General features: G+C 64.9%; 15 protein-coding genes. 9 read left to right on the forward strand and 6 right to left on the reverse strand.

Annotation, left to right across the window (positions count from 1 at the left end):
• The 4 genes from E4L98_RS03575 to E4L98_RS03590 all read left to right on the forward strand — a co-directional run bounded on the left by E4L98_RS03575 (position 1) and on the right by E4L98_RS03590 (position 8,082).
• The gene (locus E4L98_RS03575; protein WP_135200199.1) at positions 1-1,209 is read left to right on the forward strand and encodes a PilW family protein; all 1,209 of its coding nucleotides are present in this window, start codon (positions 1-3) and stop codon (positions 1,207-1,209) included.
• Complete coding sequence (locus E4L98_RS03580; protein WP_135200200.1) at positions 1,206-1,784, forward strand: pilus assembly PilX family protein; 579 nt, start codon at positions 1,206-1,208, stop codon at positions 1,782-1,784. Before E4L98_RS03575 ends, E4L98_RS03580 begins: the two co-directional genes overlap by 4 nt.
• Positions 1,781-6,352, forward strand: a complete 4,572-nt coding sequence (locus E4L98_RS03585) for a pilus assembly protein (protein WP_229257229.1) — start codon at positions 1,781-1,783, stop codon at positions 6,350-6,352. The genes E4L98_RS03580 and E4L98_RS03585 overlap by 4 nt, the downstream gene beginning before the upstream one ends.
• 65 nt (positions 6,353-6,417) lie before the next feature.
• On the forward strand, positions 6,418-8,082 hold the full coding sequence (locus E4L98_RS03590; RefSeq protein WP_135200201.1) for a peptide chain release factor 3: 1,665 nt from the start codon (positions 6,418-6,420) through the stop codon (positions 8,080-8,082).
• Positions 8,083-8,089: 7 nt separating this feature from the next.
• Here the strand turns inward: E4L98_RS03590 and E4L98_RS03595 are convergent, their stop codons facing one another.
• The 3 genes from E4L98_RS03595 to xth are packed head-to-tail and all read right to left on the reverse strand — an operon-like array spanning position 8,090 to position 10,538.
• Positions 8,090-8,995: an NAD(P)H-hydrate dehydratase gene (locus E4L98_RS03595; protein ID WP_135200202.1), complete on the reverse strand. Its 906-nt coding sequence runs from the start codon at positions 8,993-8,995 to the stop codon at positions 8,090-8,092.
• On the reverse strand, positions 8,992-9,756 hold the full coding sequence (locus E4L98_RS03600; RefSeq protein ID WP_135200203.1) for a histidine phosphatase family protein: 765 nt from the start codon (positions 9,754-9,756) through the stop codon (positions 8,992-8,994). Before E4L98_RS03600 ends, E4L98_RS03595 begins: the two co-directional genes overlap by 4 nt.
• Positions 9,756-10,538 carry an exodeoxyribonuclease III gene (gene xth / locus E4L98_RS03605; RefSeq protein WP_135200204.1) on the reverse strand — a complete coding sequence of 261 codons (783 nt, stop codon included), beginning with the start codon at positions 10,536-10,538 and terminating at the stop codon, positions 9,756-9,758. Before xth ends, E4L98_RS03600 begins: the two co-directional genes overlap by 1 nt.
• A 189-nt stretch (positions 10,539-10,727) precedes the next feature.
• Here xth and E4L98_RS03610 point away from each other — a divergent pair, with 189 nt between their 5' ends.
• Genes E4L98_RS03610 through E4L98_RS03620 form a run of 3 tightly spaced genes read left to right on the forward strand, consistent with a single transcriptional unit; the run spans position 10,728 to position 13,248 of the window.
• The gene (locus tag E4L98_RS03610; protein ID WP_135200205.1) at positions 10,728-11,114 is read left to right on the forward strand and encodes a GntR family transcriptional regulator; all 387 of its coding nucleotides are present in this window, start codon (positions 10,728-10,730) and stop codon (positions 11,112-11,114) included.
• Entirely contained in the window at positions 11,111-11,830 is a 720-nt protein-coding gene (locus E4L98_RS03615; protein ID WP_135200206.1) for an ABC transporter ATP-binding protein, read from the forward strand. Before E4L98_RS03610 ends, E4L98_RS03615 begins: the two co-directional genes overlap by 4 nt.
• A complete protein-coding gene (locus tag E4L98_RS03620) occupies positions 11,827-13,248 on the forward strand; it encodes a hypothetical protein (RefSeq protein ID WP_135200207.1) in 1,422 nt (473 codons plus the stop codon). The genes E4L98_RS03615 and E4L98_RS03620 overlap by 4 nt, the downstream gene beginning before the upstream one ends.
• Here the strand turns inward: E4L98_RS03620 and E4L98_RS03625 are convergent.
• Genes E4L98_RS03625 through E4L98_RS03635 form a run of 3 tightly spaced genes read right to left on the reverse strand, consistent with a single transcriptional unit; the run spans position 13,245 to position 14,750 of the window.
• Positions 13,245-13,943, reverse strand: coding sequence for a PA4824 family protein (locus tag E4L98_RS03625; RefSeq protein WP_135200208.1), 699 nt, complete (start codon positions 13,941-13,943; stop codon positions 13,245-13,247). The genes E4L98_RS03620 and E4L98_RS03625 overlap by 4 nt on opposite strands.
• A gap of 43 nt (positions 13,944-13,986) precedes the next feature.
• Positions 13,987-14,376 carry a cupin domain-containing protein gene (locus E4L98_RS03630; RefSeq protein ID WP_135200209.1) on the reverse strand — a complete coding sequence of 130 codons (390 nt, stop codon included), beginning with the start codon at positions 14,374-14,376 and terminating at the stop codon, positions 13,987-13,989.
• A 35-nt stretch (positions 14,377-14,411) separates the two neighbouring features.
• A complete protein-coding gene (locus tag E4L98_RS03635) occupies positions 14,412-14,750 on the reverse strand; it encodes a hypothetical protein (RefSeq protein ID WP_135200210.1) in 339 nt (112 codons plus the stop codon).
• Between the two features lie 107 nt (positions 14,751-14,857).
• On the opposite strand from E4L98_RS03635, the gene E4L98_RS03640 reads away from it, so the two are divergent.
• The gene (locus tag E4L98_RS03640) at positions 14,858-15,292 is read left to right on the forward strand and encodes a cache domain-containing protein (RefSeq protein ID WP_135200211.1); all 435 of its coding nucleotides are present in this window, start codon (positions 14,858-14,860) and stop codon (positions 15,290-15,292) included.
• A gap of 6 nt (positions 15,293-15,298) precedes the next feature.
• Entirely contained in the window at positions 15,299-16,936 is a 1,638-nt protein-coding gene (locus E4L98_RS03645) for a methyl-accepting chemotaxis protein (RefSeq protein ID WP_135200212.1), read from the forward strand.
• The last annotated feature ends 50 nt before the right edge of the window (positions 16,937-16,986 follow it).

The raw sequence follows: 16,986 nt of genomic DNA on the forward strand, positions 1-16,986 counted from the left end.
ATGGCTACCCCAATCCGACAATCTGGTTTTTCGCTGGTCGAGCTGATGGTCAGCGTGGTGATCGGCATGCTGGCGCTGCTGTTCGCCACGCGGCTGGTGGTCAGCGGCGAGACCACCAAGGACGCCGCCGTCGGTGGTTCCGACTCGATGCAGAACGGCATGCTGGCGATGTTCCAGCTCAGCGGCGACGCCGGCATTTCCGGCTGGGGCCTGAACGACCGCACCGTGGCCGGCTGCAACGCCACCTTCAGCGACGCGCGCGGCTACCAGCTGCTGACGGCCAAGCGCGACGGCGTCGACATCACGCCGTTGGCGGCGGTGGTGATCCAGTCCAACGGCGCCAATCCCGATGTGATCTCGTTTAACAGCGGCACCTCGAACGCCGGCGTCGGCTCGATCAAGATCATGGGCGATTACAACGGCGAAAGCTACATCACCGGCGACGCCGACCGGCCCTACGGCTACAACGACGGCGACGTGATGGTGGTGGCGCCGCAGACGCCGGACCGGCCGTGCACCGTGATGCAGATGGGCGGCTTCAACCCGGCCACCGGGCAGGGTGCGAATGTCCTGCTGAAAACCGGCGGCAGCTATCGCTACAACCCGGCCGCGGCGCTGGCCCAGGCCTACGCCAAGAGCGTCACCTATATGTACAACCTCGGCCGACCGGGACTGCTGCACTTGCACACCTGGTCGGTGAACAACGGCATCCTGCTGCTGCGCGGGACCGACCTGGCCGGCGCCGAGCAGGCCGGCGTGTCGGTGGCCGACAACATCGTCTCGATCAAGGCGCAGTATGGCTTCGACACGCGCGTGCTGGCCAACTACGATCCCAACCCGGCCGGCAACGGCACGCAGAAACTGCCGACCGCCAACAATGGCATGCAGATCGGCGTCTGGAGCGGCGCCATGATCGACGCCGACGGCGACGGCGTCAACGGCGGCCTCGGCGATTACCAGCGCATCGCCGCCGTCCGCATTGCGGTGGTGGCGCGCAGCAAGACGGCGGAAAAGCCCAACCTGGCCGGCGTCTGCAACGCCACCACCGTGCGGCCGACCGTGTTCGCCACCAACACGCCGTCCGGCGTGGCGGCGGTGCCGGTGCAGGTCAACGTCGCGGTGGCCGGCGACACGATGGACTGGAAGTGCTATCGCTACCGCGTGTTCGAAACCATCGTGCCCATCCTTAACGCCCAGTACCGGCCATGAAGACGCCCTCCCACCCCGCGCGCGGCATTGCCTTGCCCATCATGTTGATCATGCTGGCGGTGATGATGGTCAGCAGCATCTACCTGCTGCGCGCCAGCACCTCGACCACACTGACCACCGCCAACCTGGCGTATGACGCGGCCATGAGCAAGGCGGCCGACGCCGGCCTGCACGCCGGCTTCACCTACCTGCGCAACATCGTCAACAAGAATGACCTGCTGGTCAACCAGCCGGCCGCCGGCTACCTGGCGACGCTGGACCAGACCTGGACCGTCAGCACCCCGGCTTTCTGGCAAGGCTCGGTCACCATGGCGCCCGATACCGACGGCAACCGCGTCGAATACGTGATCCACCGCATGTGCAATTTCACCGGCGCCTACGATCTGCCCAACCGCTGCCAGACCACGGCGCCGCGTCCCGAGGACGGCGGCCCGCGCGCGCTGGGCGAGACGCTGAAGATCGACGCCTCCAATCTGGCCAGCGCGCCGCAGATCCACTACGTCGTCACCGCGCGCGTGTTCGGACCGCGCGGCGGCAACGTGATCACGCAGGCGGTGGTGATGAAAGGTCCATGATGAAAAAACTCTTGCTCTTGCTGGCATGGCTGATAGTGTCGCCGGTGTTCGCCGCGCCGACGCAGATCGCCCAGGTGCCGCTGCTGAACATCACCGGCACCGGCACGGTCAAGCCGAATCTGATGCTGCTGTTCGATAACTCCGGCTCCATGGACCAGACCTACACGCCGGACTACGTCAACGACAACCTGTGCCGCAGCGCCGCCACGCTGCAGGCCGGCATCATGGCCTGCAATGTCGGCCATCCGCCGTTCATGAGCCCGGACTTCAACAAGCAGTATTACAACCCGGCGATCCGCTACACGGTGCCGATCAAGTCGGACGGCAGCTATTATCCCGAGCAGAACGCCGCCAACACCAGCAACTGGACCGTGGTCAGCAACGATGGCTTCGGCGCGCGCCGCGCCGACCTGTTCGGCAATACCGGCAGCAATAACATCAACCTGGTCAGCGGCTTTCCCGATCTGAAGTGGTGCACTTCCAGCAACGGCTCTTCGTGCCAGTTCAACAGCGCGACCTACGCCTACCCGGACGCGACCTACCGCACACCGATCGATATCGTCACCGGGCCGTATTATTACACCATCGGCGTCGGCCAGTACTGCACCGACGACACCATGAAAAACTGCAAATCGACCGCCATCGGTGCGACCGCGCCGGCCGGTTACCCGGTGCCGTCCAAGGTGCGCTGGTGCAGCGACCGTCTGCTGACCCAGTGCCAGGGCAAGCGCGTCGGCGTGTACATCTATCCCAGCTATTCGCAGCCGGCCGGGGCGGTGGCGTCGTTCGGCACCATCGCGATCGGCGCCTCGGCCTCGGCCAGTTCGCTGAGCATCAGCAGCATCGTGATCGCCGAATCGGGCGGCAACGTCACCATCACCAACGGCGCGGTGAACGCGCCCAGCGGCACCAACTCCGCGCTGAAACAGCAGACCATGGCCAGCGCGGTGGCCGCCAGCATCATCGCGCGCAGCACCACCAACCAATACTACGCCTGCGTCAAGACGCCGACCGGGCAGGCGACGGTGCCGGCCTGCAGCGTGTTCGGCATCACGCTGACGGCCGATAACGTGGTGGCGGTGGTGCCGGTCAGCTGCTCGGGCAGCAAGAGCGTGAGCAATTGCGTGATCGTCACCGACAATTCGCGCGCCGGCTGGGGCTTCTCGGTCGCCGCCACGCAGGCGCGCACCGCACCGGCTTACGTGACGTTCAGCGGCAGCACGTCGTCGTTGCTGACCTCGGTGCTGAGCACGCTGCGTTACAACAACGGCGCCAGCAACACCACGCTGATCAATACCTTGTCGCTGGGGACCAACCGCAGCGCCGCGCAGGTGGCGACCTCGGTGGCCGGCGCCATCAGCAACGGCACCTACAAGGCATACATCGGCACCAATGCCAGCTGCGGCATCACGCTGACCGCCGCCAGCGTGTGCATTGTCGATACCGGCGCCGCCACCAATACCGGCACCATCACCATCGGCAGCATCACCAATGCGGGCTCGCTGAGCGCCAGCTACACGGCGGCGGCCATGGACACGATTCCGGTCACGACAGCGGCGCTGTCGGCCGGTTCCGGCGCGCCGAATCCCTTCGTGCGGGTAAACATCGTCAGCGGCCAGACCTATCCGAAAGCGGTCGATCGCGTCGATTGCGCCGGCGCCAGCTGCACCTATGCGGAGGAGATGAACAACTTCGCCAACTGGTATGTCTATTACAAGAGCCGGTTGCAGATGATGAAGACCTCGGTCGGCATCGCCTTCTCGCCGATCACCGCCAATTACAAGGTCGGCTACGTCAAGCTGTCCAACGCCGGCGCCGGCGCCGCCATCGATCTCAAGCCGGCCGATTTCACCGGCAGCGCGCGCGCCAACTGGTACACGGCGCTGTACAACACCACCACCTCGGGCTCGACGCCGATCCGCACCGCGATGGACAACGTCGGCCGCATGTTCGCCAACCTGTCGCCGTACAACTACGCGTCCGGGCAGGAAGTGGTGCAGTACCCGTGCCAGCCCAACTTCATGATACTGACCACCGACGGCTACTGGAACGGCAGCACCACCAACAACGTGGTCAACAACGACAATGTGGAAAACCCGGCGCGCTTCTGCAGCATCGCCTCCGGCTGTGTCGACAAGCGCGCGCAGACGCAGCCGTCGATTTCGGACGTGGCGCTGCACTGGTACAACGGCGGCTCCAGCAGCACCACCGTCTCGCTGCGCCCCGCGCTGGAACCGGACATGACCCGGCCCGGCTCGGTGCCGGCCGCGAATGGCGAAAACACCCATTTGCACATGAACACCTACACGCTGGGGCTGGGCGTGGACGGCATCATGACCTATGAGCCCAATTACGACACCGCGCCCAAGCCCGGCGGCGATTTCTACAACCTGATCACCCAGGTGCAGACCGGCTGTCCGTGGAACGCCGGCGGCGCCTACGTCTGGCCCGATCCCGATGTCACCAACACCGCCAGCACGGTGCAGGAACGGGTGGATGATTTGTGGCACGCGGCCATCAACGGCCATGGCAAATACTTCAGCGCCCAGGATCCGAAAGACGTGGTCAACGGCCTGCGCGAGGCGCTGTCCAACATGCAGGTGCGCATCGGCGCGGCGGCCGCGGCGGCAACGTCGACACCGAACATCACGCTGACCGACAACGACATCTTCTCGGCCACCTTCACCACCGTGCGCTGGTACGGCGAGCTGACCGACCGCAAGATCGACACCACCAGCGGCAACGTGCTGCCCGATCCGGTGTGGAGCAGCAGCAGCACCGTCGGCAAGCAGATCGGCGCGCGCAAGATTTACATGATGCAGCCGTCGTCGGCGCCGGGCGCGGCGCCGGTGACCTTCAGCTACGCCAACATGGATGCGGCCACCCAGGCGTGGTTCGCCAACAAGTGCGGCATCCTGGCGCAATGCACCTTGCTGTCGGCGGCCGACAAGGCCACCGCCAACAGCGGCGCCAACATGGTCAACTGGCTGCGCGGCGACCAGACCTATGCCGACGACAACATCTACCGCGCCTACACCACGGCGGCCGATGCCGCCGGCGCCGCCGTGCCGATCGTGATCGGCGACATCGCCTCGTCCAAGCCGGCCTATGTCCGCGAGCCGCGCAGCAGCTATTCGGACACCGCCTACGCCACCTTCAAACAGGACAATCTCGACCGTCCGGGCACCGTGTTCGTCGCCGCCAACGACGGCATGCTGCACGCCTTCGACGCCGCCAGCGGCCAGGAGCGCTGGGCCTACGTGCCGCGCATCACCATGGCCAAGCTGCCGGCGCTGGCCAGCACCACCTACGGCACCAACCACCAGTTCACCGCCGACGGCTCGCCCGAGGTGGCGGACGTCAAGATCAAGGGCGCATGGAAAACCATGCTGGTCGGCGGTTTGAACGGCGGGGGACGCGGTTTCTATGCACTGGACGTGACCGACCCGGCTTCGCCCAAGCTGATGTGGGAACTGTGTGCCGACCCGGCCGTCTGCCCGCAGAACCGGGTGGCCGAGCTGGACGACCTGGGCCTGAGTTTCGGCAATCCTCAGTTCGGCCTGTGGCAGGGCAAATGGGTGGTGTTCCTGACCTCCGGTTATAACAATATCCCCGGCAGCGACGGCGTCGGCCGCGGCACGGGCGTGGGCCGCTTGTTCATCATCGATGCCGGCACGGGCGCGGTGCTGGCCACCGCGTCCACCGGCTCGGGCGACACCACCACGCCATCCGGCCTGGCCAAGATCACCGCCATCAGCAATGACCCGCTGGCCGATCCGACCGTAACCTACATCTACGGCGGCGACGTGCTGGGGCAGATGTGGCGTTTCGATTTGACCAACGCTTCCGGCGCGATTTCTGTGCTGAAGATGGGTGACGCCGGCAACAAAAAGCCGATCACCACCCGTCCGGATGTGACCTTGTGCGGCGTGCCGGTGACCTCGACCGACCCGGCCAGCGGCAACACGACCACCAAGAACACGGCCCAGCGCGTGGTGCTGTTCGGCACTGGCCGTCTGCTGGACGTGACCGACACCAGCAACACCGATGTGCAAAGCCTGTTCGCGCTGAAGGACAGCGGCAACGCGCTGGGGGTGATCCCGACCAGCAGCCTGGTGCAGCAGGTGCTGAGCGTGCAGGGTTCGGCCAGCAACCAGGTGACGTATGCCGTGACCAGCAACCCGGTCGACCTGACGCAGAAGGATGGCTGGTATTTCAACTGGAGCATCAACGCCGGCGAGCGCATGAACCTTGACCCGCAGATCGTCAGCGGGGTGGTGAACGTGATCACGAATATTCCGTCGTCCTCGTCGGCCTGCTCGGTCGGCGGCACCAGCAATCTGTACCAGGTGGACGTGTGCACCGGCCAGGGCGTGAACGGCGACCCGGCCGGGCAGACGCTGTCCAGCACCTCGGCGGCGGTCGGTTTCATCATCGTGCGCCTGCCGAGCGGGCAGCTGAAGCTGATCACCACCTTTGCCGACGGCTCCAACGCCACCAGCAAAACCAAGGAACTCAACACGGCCGAGGCGCACCGGGTGGGCTGGCGCCGCATCAAGGGAGAATAGTTCTGCGGCGGCGGCAAGTGCCGTATAATGGTGGGTTTCGCAGAACAGCTTCAGATCGCTTAGACATGGCCCACGATACCGAAAACACCACCTCCGACAACAACGACGACGCTACATCGGCCGCCAGCGCGAAAACGCCGGCGCTGATCGCGCGTGAAGTCGCGCGCCGCCGCACCTTCGGCATCATCTCCCACCCGGACGCCGGCAAGACCACGCTGACCGAAAAACTGCTGCTGTTCTCGGGTGCGATCCAGATGGCCGGCACCGTCAAGGCGCGCAAATCGGGCCGCCACGCCACCTCGGACTGGATGGAGATCGAAAAGCAGCGCGGCATTTCGGTGGCATCGTCGGTGATGCAGTTCGAATTCCGCGACCACGTGGTCAACCTGCTGGACACCCCGGGCCACCAGGACTTTTCGGAAGACACCTACCGCGTGCTGACCGCGGTCGACTCGGCGCTGATGGTGATCGACGCCGCCAAGGGCGTGGAAGCGCAGACCATCAAGCTGCTGGACGTCTGCCGCATGCGCAACACGCCGATCGTCACCTTCATGAACAAGCTGGACCGTGAAACCCGCGACCCGCTGGAGTTGCTGGACGAGCTGGAATCGGTGCTGAAGATCAAGTGCGCGCCGGTGACCTGGCCCATCGGCATGGGCAAGAACTTCCGCGGCGTGTACCACCTGCTGAACGACACCATCATGCTGTTCAAGGCCGGCGAAGAACGCGCCGACGGCGCCTTCGAAATCATCGAAGGCATCGACAACCCGCGCCTGCAGGAAATGTTCCCGATGGAGATGGACCAGCTGCGCATGGAAGTCGAGCTGGTGCATGGCGCCTCCAACCCGTTCGACCTCGAGCAATTCCTGGCCGGCATCCAGACCCCGGTGTTCTTCGGTTCCGCGATCAACAACTTTGGCGTGCGCGAGATCCTGTCGGCGCTGGTCGACTGGGCGCCGCCGCCGCGCGAGCGCGACGCCACCGTGCGTTCGGTCGACCCGAAAGAAGAACCATTCTCCGGCTTCGTGTTCAAGATCCAGGCCAACATGGACCCGGCGCACCGCGACCGCATCGCCTTCCTGCGCGTCTGTTCGGGCCGCTTCGAGCGCGGCATGAAAGTCAAACACCTGCGTCTGGGCCGCGAAATCAAGGTCTCGTCGGTGGTGACCTTCATGGCCTCGACGCGCGAACAAGTGGAAGAAGCGTACGCCGGCGACATCATCGGCCTGCCCAACCACGGCAACATGCAGATCGGCGACTCGTTCTCGGAAGGCGAACTGTTGACGTTTACGGGCATCCCGTTCTTCGCGCCGGACTTCTTCCGCTCGGTACGCATCCGCAACCCGCTGAAGATCAAGCAGCTGCACAAGGGGCTGCAGCAACTGGGCGAAGAGGGCGCGGTGCAGGTCTTCAAACCGGTGCAGGGCAGCGACCTGGTGCTGGGCGCGGTCGGCGTGCTGCAGTTCGAAGTGGTGGCCAGCCGTCTGCTGAACGAATACGGCGTCGACGCGGTATTCGAAAGCACCAGCATCAGCAGCGCGCGCTGGGTCTCGAGCGACGACAAAAAATCGCTGGCCGACTTTGAAGCGGCGCTGGGCCACAACGTCGCCTACGACGCCGCCGGCAACCTGGCCTACCTGGCCACCTCGGGCGTCAACCTGCGGCTGACGCAGGAACGCTGGCCGAAACTGCAATTCCACGCCACCCGCGAACACTCCGCCAAGCTGTAAAAAAGTCTCAATCGGCGGCGAGGGCGCGCAGCAGGGCGGGGATTTCGTTGCTGATTTCGCGCGCCAGGTAGCCCAGCGGGCCATGTTTGAGCGCCAGTTGTTCGCCTGACATCGCATGCAGGGCGACGCCCCAGGCGGCCGCCTGCTCCAGGCTCGCGCCGCGCGCCGCCAGGCCGGCGATGACGCCGGCCAGTACGTCGCCCGATCCCGAAATGGCCAGGCCGGTGTTGCCGCCTTCGTGGCGCCATTGGCGGTTTTCCGGGTTGGCGATGATGGTGACCGCGCCTTTCAGGGCGACTGTGGCGTGCCAGCGCTGCGCCGCCAGGCGGGCGGCGGCGTCCGGACGGGCGCTGATGTCGTCCTTGTCGGCGCCGGTCAGGCCGGCCAGTTCGCCCGCATGCGGTGTCAGCAGTACGGGGCTGGCGAAGTGGTAGCCTGCCGCCGGCACCGCGTCATCGTTGCCGCCGTCGCCGCCGGCGATACGCATGCCGGCCGCGTCCAGTATCAGCGGACGATCGGCGCAGTGCGGCAGCAGGCTGCGCACCAGCGCGCAACTGGCGGCGTCATCCTGCATGCCCGGACCGATGAGGACGGCGCTGGCGCGTTCGCAGGCGTGGATCAGGCCGGGTGTGCCGTCGCCGCGCAGGCCGCCTGCGGGTGTTTCGTCGAGACCGATCACGCGGGCTTCCGGCACGGCCGCGCCGACCGCGACCGCGACGCTGGCCGCGGTGGCGATGGTCAGCTTGCCGGCGCCGGCGCGCAGCGCGGCGGTGGCGGCCAGCAGTACCGCACCCGGCATTTCGCGCGAGCCGGCGACGATGAGGATGTGGCCGCGCGTTTCCTTGTCCGCCTTAAAGTCGGGCATCGGCAGCGGCCAGTCGCGCAACAGCCGCGCGGTGATGTTTTCGCTCATGATTTCGGCGCGGCCGGCTGGTCTTTCTGATGCGTCACCGGCGTGCCGCGCTGTTCCAGCGGGGCGACGAAGTTGGCTTGCACCAGCACCAGCTTGCCGTTTTTGCCCACGGTCGGGTCGAAACGGTATTCGGTGATGCCGCAGTTGGGCACGTCGCCGGCGCGGTCGATGGACAAAATGGCATCTTCATCCATCCGCTCCAGCAGGTAGCGGAAGCAATTGACGATCACCTGGTGGGCAATGATCAGCACCCGTTCGCTGCGGTATTCGCGCGTGATGGTGTCCAGCACGCTGCGCAGGCGCAGGATAACGTCGCACCAGCTTTCTCCGCCCGGCGGCCGGAAATAGAATTTGCCGACGTGCGCGCGCTGTTCGGCCAGTTCCGGATACTTGTCGCGGATGCCGAACGGCGTCAGGCGGTCGAGGATGCCGAATTCCTTTTCGCGCAGGCGCTCGTCGGTGATCACCGATAGCAGTTGCTCGCGGTCCAGTCGGTCGAGCACCGCCTGTGCCGTCGCCCGCGCGCGGACGTAGGGCGAGAACAGCACTACGCTCGGCTGCGCCGCCGCCGGCAGGGCGTGGAACCAGTCGCCCAGCGCGCCGGCCTGTTGCCGGCCGAGGTCGGACAAGGGCACGTCCACGTCGCGGTCGGCGATGTCGATGATCATCTGCTGACTGGCTTCAGCCGCGTCGCGCGCGACGTTGCCGGCGCTCTGGCCGTGCCGTACCAGCCACAGTTGCTGCGGCCACTTTTGCTCCATCAACCGCCTCCCAGGTCGAGTTCCACCCACACCGGCGCGTGGTCGCTGGGCTTGTCGCGGCCACGCACTTCGCGGTCGACCTCGGCCGCTTTCAGGGCCGGCGCCAGCGACGGGCTGAGCAGAATGTGGTCGATGCGCAGGCCGGCATTGCGGCCGTACGCATTGCGAAAATAATCCCAGAACGTGTAAATCACTTCGTCCGGATGTTTTGCGCGCAGTGAATCGCACCAGCCTTGCGCCAATAAACGGTGATAGGCCTCGCGCGTTTCAGGGCGGAATAAGGCATCATCGACCCAGCGCTCGGGCTTATATACATCGAGCTCGGTCGGCATGACATTGAAATCGCCGGCCAGCACGGCCGGCGCGCCGCTTTTTAATAACTGGTCCGCATGCAGGATCAATCGCTCGAACCATTTGAGCTTGTAATCGAATTTGGGACCGGGTGCCGGATTGCCGTTCGGCAGATATAAACCGCCGATAATCACGCCATCGACAACCGCTTCAATATAGCGGCTTTGAATATCGTCCTCGTCACCCGGCAAACCGCGTCCCGTTTCCATCGGCATTTTGCCGCGCGCGAGGATGGCGACGCCATTCCAGCTTTTTTGTCCGTGCCAGATAGCGTAATAGCCGGCGTCGATAATGGCTTGTTCGGGGAATTTCTCCTGCGGGGCTTTTAGTTCCTGCAGACAGACCACGTCCGGCTGAGTCTCAGTCAGCCATTGCAGCAGGGCAGGGAGTCGGGCACCGATCCCGTTGACGTTGAAGGTGGCGATACGCATTTGGCAAGTATAGAGCGTCCGCAACCGCGCACGGGTGCGTCAACGCACCTAAATTCGCCCTGCCGTGCCAACAATTGGCGCGATCCCGCCAGTTTCTGGCGCTGGTAGGCCGACTGTGGCAAAAGCCGCTTGACTTGCTCCCGATTTGCGTCTACTGTATTAATCAACTAATACACATATACAGCGATCATGTCCACGCATACCGCATCCCTGTTCACCATCGCGACCGGCTCTTCGGATCCGATTTATCGGCAATTAATCGAACAGGTCAGACGATTAATTGCCGCCGCAGTCTTAAAACCAGGCGACATATTGCCGTCGGTCCGCGAGGTGGCCTTGAATCTGGCCGTCAATCCGATGACGGTTTCCAAGGCCTATAACATGATGGAAACCGAAGGGTTATTAACCCGTGCGCGCGGAGTGGGCATGCTGGTGGCCCACAGCGATAAACCACCCGGACGCGAGCATCTTTTAAGACCGACACTCGAACGCGCCGCCGCCGAAGCGCGGCAGCTTGAACTGGATAATGAATCCGTCCTGCAGTTATTTGCAAAAATTCTGGGAGAATATAAATGAAATCATTTATCGTCGAAGTAGGGAATTTGCATAAATCCTTCGGCAAACAGCAGGTCCTGCAGGGCGTGAATTTAATGGTCGAGCAGGGCAAGGTGATAGGTTTATTGGGCCGCAATGGCGCCGGTAAATCGACTTTGCTGGAATGTATATTGGGCTTGCGCGAAGCGGATACCGGCAACAGCGTGCTGTTTGGCCGCCCGGTGAATGCCATGAGCGAACAGGTGCGCGCCAACATCGGCTATGTGCCGCAGAAATCGGAGTTGTTTGAATGGTTGACGCCGAAACAACTTCTCGACTATTTCAAGGCGCTGTATCCGCGTTGGAACCAGGCCAAGGTCGATGGGCTGATGCAACGTTGGGGCTTCGGCGGCGAAGTGGCGGACAAGCAAATCAGCAAGCTTTCGGGCGGCGAGAAACAGCGCCTGTCCATCATCCGCGCGCTGGCGCACGACCCGAAGCTGCTGGTGCTGGATGAGCCGGTCGCCAGCCTGGACCCGGTCGGACGGCGCGACTTTCTGCAGGAACTGATCGGCGATGTCATCGAACGCGACACCACGGTGATCTTTTCCACCCACATTCTGTCCGACCTGGAGCGGGTGGCCCTCGATGTCGCCTTCCTGCAGGGCGGCAAGATTGTGCTGCAAGGCGCACTGGACGAGTTGCTGGAAGGTAGAAACCTCAGCCTGGAAGACTTGTTCGTCGAGGTGACCAAATGAACGCTTATTTGCATATGTTGCAATACGCAGTCCGTGACCGCGTCAATTGCCGCCTGCTGATCAGGCTTACTTTGCTGCAACTGGTCTGCGGCGCCGCCGCGCTGATATTTTTTTACCATCGCGCAATGCCGCAACTGGGCAGCCTGATTTTCTTCAGCCTCAATGCCTTCACCGGCTACCTGTGGGCATCGGAAGTGCTCAGGAGCGCCATTTTGCAGCATCGTCCGGTTCACGCCTGCCTCGTTCCGGGCTTGCGTGGACGGCTGATGGGCATGGTGGGAGGTCTGTTTGTGCTGTGTGCGGTGGCACTGGCGTTGACGACCCGGCTGATACTGGGCCATGGCGGCGGCTACGCCTTGCTGGCGGGCATGCTGCTGAGTGTCTACATCCTGTTCACGCAGCGCTACTACTGGCTGGTATTTTTCCCTTCGGTGCTGATCGTCGTCTCGGTCTCCTCGCAGAATCGTCCATTGCGCGCATTGATGGCCCTTGGCGATGACATGGGCGAGCCGCTGATCACAGCGCTGGGCCTGATCGTGGCCATCGTTTTGTTCGCGCTGGGTCTGCAACTCGTCTTCCCGCGCGGCGGCGATCAGCACTGGCGCTGGGCCCAATGCCGCGAGGCGCGGGTGGCGCGGTTCGCCGGCCGGCGGCCAGCCGACGCCCCGCCAGCCCCGCGCTGGGTCAGCTGGTTTCGGATTCCCTACGCGGCCGCCTTGCGACGTGACCTGCGCGACGGCGCCTCACGGGGCCGACTGATGATGCACACGCTCGGCACCGCGGCCGACGACAGCGGCGCTTTGCTGTATGCCGTCGCGGCGACAGCCGTGATGGTGCTCGTCGGGCGCTATGTGGCCACCTTGGGCGACGCACGGCTGGCGCTGATGACCTGTTCGCTGATGCAGGGCTGTCTGTTGCTGAGTAGTCTGATGTACGCCACCGCGGTTGCCGCCAGCATCACGCGCCACGCTGCCGAACAGCGCCTGTACATGCTGACGCCGGCCGCTCCGCCCGCCGCGCAATTCAACCGGGTGCTGTTCGGCACTCTGATGCAGCGATTCCTGCGCATGTGGGGCGTGTTGCTGGTGGCGGTGATGTTGATCGATCTGCTGTGTCTTGGCCGGATGCGCGGGCTGGGCTTTGCGCTGGCAATGCTGATGTTGCCGGCGGGCGGTCTGCTGCTGCGCCGGTATGCCACCATGCCGGTACAGAGGTCGGAGGGGCCAGCGATTCTGATGACGCTGGCGGTGGTGGCCGGTACCATCGGCGCGACCGTGATGAGCTGGGCCGATCCCGCACCGCCCTGGGTCGGCATCGGCGCGGCATTCGGTGTTGCCGCCGCCGTCGGACTGTATCTGCGCTGGCGGCAACTGGTTGCGATGCCGCCGGTGTTGCCCGCCGGGCGATTGCTGGCTTAGTTGGTCTGCAACACCAAGCCGAGGGTGACGACGGTTTCTTCGGCACCGCGCGCCAGCCGGCGGCCCCAGGTGCCGTCGATCTGCAAATGATCGGGAATCAGCGCGTGGGCCAGGCCGAACTGGTAACGCGCGCCGTTGCGCTGCTGGCCGTAGACTTCGGCGGTCAGCGAGTTGCGCTCGCTGAGCCGGACCGCCGCGCCGGCGCCCCAGGTGGCGTTGGTGCGGCGCTCGTCCTGGGAGCGCAGCACGCCGGCGTTCAGATGCAGCAGCACCTGATCGTCCAGCAGCGACAGGCTGACCGGCACATTGGCCGACAGATCGCCGTCCAGCCCGCGCCCGCTGCGGAACTGGTCGGCCAGCACCAGGCCCACACCCCAGCCGCCGCTTTCCACCGGCTTGAACACCGTCTTGGCCTGCAGGCGGCCGTAGTGGCTGATCAGCGCGCGCGGGCCGGAAGTGTCTTCGGACCAGGCGCCGCCGACCGCGAGTTCCCAGCTGCCGCCGGCATTGCAGGCGGGCGTGGCCCAGTACTGGTTCAGGTGGTCGGCGTGGGCGGCGTAAGTCTCCAGCTGGCATTGGCCGGGGGCGACAATGGACGCGTCATCGACCGTCATCGGACGGCCGGCATGGGCGGGCAGGGCGGCGGCGAGACACAGCCCAGCCGCCAGACGGTTCAACATGGCAGTTTTCTTCATGGCGGCGCTATTGTAGCGTCACCAGATGAACCGGTGATGACAACTATTTGGCCGGCGTCGCCAGCGGCTTGCCCTTGTCGACCACGTAGACGCCGACCAGCCGCAACGGCGTCTTGCCGGAGTTGATGGCGTCATGGATGGTGCCGGCGGGGATCACGTAAGATTCGCCGGCCTTGACGCGGCGCGGGTCTTCGCCATCGACCAGCAGTTCGCCTTCGCCTTCCAGGATGTAGGCGATTTCGTCGCCGGGATGGGTATGGCGGCCGCTGGAGCCGCCAGCGTCCACCTCGACTTTGGCGACCACCGCTTCGCGTCCGGGGACCGAAACGTCGGCCTTCTGGATCACGTTGCGGCGTATGCCGCTGGTTTGCGAAGCAGCAAAGCCGGCGGCGCCGGCCAGGACCAGGATCAGGACAACTTGATTCGTTTTCATGGCGCGTCCCTGCCGTTGTTATTGGAAAGCTAATTCTACCGCTGTCTGTCCAGCCACAGCACATCGACGATGGCACCCACCCAGCTGACGATGAAAATCAGCCCCATCAGATCGCCCATACCGCTGTTGGCGGCCGGCGAATTGTGCACGCGCTCGATGATCAGCGCCGGATCGAAGGCCAGGGCGCCGCTGTCCAGTTCGGCCAGCAGCTGGTTGGACAGCGTCAGCACGGTGTTGATCAGGTAAATCACCGCCACGGCGGCCGGCAGCAAAAACAGCAGCCCGCGCTTGCCGCGCGGCGGCTTCAATGCCAGGTGGCCAAGACCCGGAAAGATCAGAGCCGAAATCAGGGTCGCCTTGGTCGATGCTTTCATAATGCTCCTGTTGTTTCCTGTACAGTGCCGGGCGCGAGTTGATTAAACACAAGTGTCGAATGGTCGGGCCGGCGTAGATTACAGCATCTTACCTGTGCGGGGGAATCATGCGTGCCTTGTTCGGAATCGCCGTGCTGTGGAGTGGATTGGCGCAGGCCGCGCCGAATGAAAAGGATGCGGTGGCGCTGGCCGAGAAGGGCGCCCAGTTCGTGCGCGCGCACGGCAAGGCCGAGATGATCGCCCGCATCAACAACAAGGACCCGGAATTCAACCAGGGTGCGCTGTACCTGGCGATGCGCGACCTGCACGGCATCACCATCGCCCATCCAACCACCGCACTGATCGGCAAGAATCTGCTGGAAGTGCCGGATGCCGACGGCAAGCTGTTCCGCCAGGAGATGGTGGCGCTGGCCAAGGCGCCGGGGCATGGCTGGGTCGATTACAAATTTCGCAATCCGGAATCGGGCAAGGTGGAGGCCAAGCGCACCTACGTGCTGCGGGTCGAAGACGTGGCGCTCGAAGCCGGCATCTACAAGCACTAAGCCGCCATGCTCAGCAAACTGCGGATAGGACCCAAGCTGCTGCTGGCGCCCGGGGTGGTGCTGATCCTGCTGATCATCCTGTCGGCGGGCGCCTACCTGGGGCTGCTGCGCCAGAACCAGTCGCTCGACAACATGGTGCAGCAGCGTGCGGTGCGGCTGAAGTCGGCGGCCGACCTGGTGGCGTGCGCGCACAAGGCGCACACGGAAATCTACCAGCTGCTCACCTGGATCAACGCCAGCTTCGCCGCGCCGCGCGTGGATGCGCTGGTGCGCGACATCCATCTGCGTCACGCCGCGCTGGACCGCCAGTTCGCGCAGCTGGAAATGGCCACCCAGGCCGATCCGGCCGAGCGCCGCTTCGTGGTGCAGTCGCAGGCCGCGCACGCGGTCTACGTGAAAGCGATGCAGGACGTGATCGAGCTGGCCATGGCCGACCAGTCGATGGCGGCCAACGCCATGTCCAAGGCCGAGCGCGCGTTCGACGTGGTGGCGCAGCGGCTGGAGGAACTGTCGCGCCTCGAGCAAAGCCTGAGCGAGCGCGCCTATGCCGACGCCGAGACCGACTTCCGCGTGTTGTCGACCTGGATGCCGATCGTGGTGGCGCTGTCGATCGCGCTGTCGCTGCTGGTGACCATGGCGGTGCGTAACTCGATGCTGAAGGAGGTGCGCGAAATCGGCGCGGCGGCGGTCGATCTGGCGGAAGGTAACCTGACGGTGCGCCAGCGCGTCTACGGCAACGACGAAATCGCCGAGACGGCACGGGCGCTGGACACCAGCATCCGCAACCTGAACACGGCGCTGAAAACCATCCTGGCGGCGGCGCAATCGATCGATGGCGCCTCGCGCGAGATCGGCCAGGGCAACGCGGTGCTGACGCGGCGCACGCGTCACCAGGCCGGCACACTGCAAGAAGCCGGCGGCGCGCTGCAACAGCTGGGCGGCCAGATGTCCCAGGCCGCCGGGCAGGCCGAACTGGCGGGCCAGCTGGCGCACTGCGCACACAATTTCGCGGCGCGCGGCGGCAGCGTGGTGCAGCGGCTGGTGGTGACCATGGCGTCGATCCGCGGCAGCTCGCGCAAGGTAGTGGAAATCGTCGGCATGATCGACGGCCTGGCGGTGCAGACCCACATGCTGGCGCTCAGCGCGGCGGTGGAAGCGGCGCGCGCCGGCGAACATGGGCACGGCTTCGCGGTGGTGGCCGGCGAAGTGCGCGCGCTGGCGCAGAGGTCGGCCTCGGCGGTACACGAAATCAAGACGCTGGTGGCCGACACCGTCTCGGAGATCGAAGGTGGCGCGCGCTCGGTGGACGAGGCGGGCGACAGCATGACGGAAATCGTCGGCGCGGTGCGGCAGATCGGCGACATCCTCGGCCAGATCGGCGTCAGCGGCGCCGAGCAGGCGCAGGGCGTACAAGGCATGCAGCAGGCGATCGTCGACATGGACCAGGTGACGCAGCAAAACCTGGAGCTGGTGCAGCAGGCTGCCGCGGCGGCCAGCACGCTGCAGCGGCAGGCACTATACCTGTCGGAAGCCGTGGCCATCTTCAAGCTGGACGAAGGCGTCGAACCGCCGGCGCCGGACGCCAGCCGTCCGGCCGGCAGCCAGCGCATCGTCCGTCTGCGCCTCGCCTCCGTCCGCACCTAATCCGGGGTCAGTTCTGCCAATCGCACACGGGCTCTACCGTAGCGGCCGCT

It is taken from the genome of Duganella callida (assembly GCF_004614165.1).
Lineage (GTDB): Bacteria > Pseudomonadota > Gammaproteobacteria > Burkholderiales > Burkholderiaceae_D > Rugamonas > Rugamonas callida.